Origin of the sequence: Bacillus sp. AFS001701 (genome assembly GCF_002559405.1) — a bacterium.
Lineage (GTDB): Bacteria > Bacillota > Bacilli > Bacillales > Bacillaceae_G > Gottfriedia.
The window spans coordinates 1-2,302 of sequence record NZ_NTZO01000504.1; the positions used below are offsets into that span (position 1 = coordinate 1).

3 protein-coding genes are annotated in these 2,302 nt (G+C 30.0%); 1 reads left to right on the forward strand and 2 read right to left on the reverse strand.

The genetic code is table 11. The annotated features are described in order from the left end of the window. Positions 1-71: 71 nt before the first annotated feature. On the reverse strand, positions 72-746 hold the full coding sequence (locus tag CN514_RS21720) for a response regulator transcription factor (protein ID WP_069032377.1): 675 nt from the start codon (positions 744-746) through the stop codon (positions 72-74). A 176-nt stretch (positions 747-922) separates the two neighbouring features. Between CN514_RS21720 and plsY the strand changes: the two genes are divergently transcribed. Next, entirely contained in the window at positions 923-1,525 is a 603-nt protein-coding gene (plsY, locus tag CN514_RS21725) for a glycerol-3-phosphate 1-O-acyltransferase PlsY (protein ID WP_069032376.1), read from the forward strand. Positions 1,526-1,618: 93 nt separating this feature from the next. Here plsY and CN514_RS21730 read toward each other — a convergent pair whose 3' ends face one another. Then, complete coding sequence (locus tag CN514_RS21730; RefSeq protein WP_098234363.1) at positions 1,619-2,041, reverse strand: acyl-CoA thioesterase; 423 nt, start codon at positions 2,039-2,041, stop codon at positions 1,619-1,621. Between the last annotated feature and the right edge of the window lie 261 nt (positions 2,042-2,302).

Below are 2,302 nucleotides of genomic sequence, written 5' to 3' on the forward strand. Positions count from 1 at the left end.
ATTAATAAAAATATAACTAATAATAGCGTTATGGATAAAAAAAGTTTACGAACTATACTATTTTTCATCTTCTACTCCTCAAACTTATAGCCTACTCTAATAACTGTTGCTATATGCTTTGCTTTGTCTCCCAATTTATGTCTAAGTTTTTTAATATGTGTATCAACGGTTCTTCCATCACCAAAATAATCAAAGCCCCAAATATTATTTAATAATTGATCTCTTGTTAATACGATGCCTTTATTATCAATTAAATAACATAGCAATTCGAACTCTTTATTCGTAAGTTGTAATAACTCATTATTAATTGAAGCTGTCCTTGATGACGTATTGATTGTAATTCCACAAATCGTTTTCGATTCTTTATCGTCTTCTTTTAAATCAGCCGTTCTTCTAAGTACACTTTTTGCTTTTGCTACTAGAATTTTAGGACTAAATGGCTTTGTCACATATTCATCTGTTCCAATATCAAAACCAAGTAATTGATCTTCTTCTTCTGAGCGAGCAGTAGTCATAATGATTGGAATACTTGATTGCTCTCTAATTAGCTTACAAACTTCCCATCCATCTAATTTCGGTAGCATTAAATCTAGAATAATTAAATCTACTTGATTTTCGTTAAATTTCTTTATGCCTTGTTCTCCATCTTCTGCTTCGATTACTGTAAATTGATCGTTTTCAAAATACTCTTTTACGATTTCTCTTAATCTTTTTTCATCTTCAATAATTAAAACTGTCGGGTTCATATTTTTTTCCTTCCATTAAAATTGATAGATATAAGAACTTTTACAAAAAATAAAATGTCCTTTGTTTCCTCATTTGAATTAATATTCTAAAGCAACTATCTATATATTCGCTTAAAATTGTGATAAAATTATATGATACTGCACTAATTTATTATTGTTTGAAAAGGAGCTAGAAAATGAGTTTGGTCATTATTGTACTAGCCTATTTAATCGGATCTGTACCATTCGGTTTAGTAGTTGGAAAAATATTTTACGGAGTAGATATCCGTCAACACGGTAGTGGAAATCTTGGTGCGACAAATACATTCCGCACATTAGGTAAAAAAGCAGGTATTATAGTAACACTTGGAGATATTTTAAAAGGAACACTAGCAGCTTCATTACCTGTATTATTCCATTATCATGGAATTCACCCTTTAATTATCGGTCTAGTTGCTGTTATTGGTCATATGTATCCAATATTTGCCGGTTTTAGAGGTGGTAAAGCGGTAGCAACCTCTGCAGGGATCTTATTATATGCATCGCCACTACTTTTTGTCTGCTTAATCATTATCTTCGCAATTAGTTTAAAAACAACAAAATACGTTTCACTTTCGTCAATGTTAACAGCTTTTTTAGGTACAATTTTAGCTTTTATAATGGAATACACTGGACTAATTAAAGACAATGGGTACATAATAACTTATATTTTGATCGTACTTACAATCTTTGTCGTCTATAAACATCGTCCAAATATAAAAAGAATTAAAGACAAAACAGAACCAAAAGTAAAATTTTAAAAGCAAGATTAACTAAAGATTAGAGATTGAAGATTAATGATCTTCCCTCTCTAATCTTTTATTTATTCATGCTCTTATTGCTTCTTCTATCCTTTAATCCTGCCCCATCGCCTTCTCATATGCTTCATACCAGTCAGGGAACATTTTCTTAAATTTAATCGGTCTAAATGTTTCTTTATGAACAAGGACATGTGTTGAATTTCCTATACAGCATATATCGCCTTCTTCATTCATAATTTCATATTCGTAGATCACTTTAAGTGGTGTAAGTGATTTTATTTTTGTTTTTACTTTAGCAGACTGTCCATATCGTAGACTTTTCTTGTATGAAACATTCAAATCGATTACTGGAGAAATGACACCTTGTGATTCCATTTCTGCATAATTAAAGCCCAAATCTTTTATTAATTGAGTACGTCCAATTTCAAACCACACTAAATAATTGGCATGGTATACAACACCCATTGCATCTGTTTCTGCATATCTTACTTCAACTAATTTTTCTGAAATAAACATAAATTCACCTCTTATTCTTCTACAGAATACTTTACCAAAAAATGAATAATTGTTCTATTTTTTAACTTATCCTAAATGTTATAATTTTCTTACAATATACTAATGATTTTTTAATATTATAAATTAGGAGGTCGATCTTCTTGAAGGTATTAGTGGGCTCAATCTTAATCATCCTTCTTTTTTTATTCGGGGTATGGCTTCTTCTTTCTCCAACATTTGAAAAAATTGGTGAGAAATCAGCTAAAGTAAAAAATATTTTAA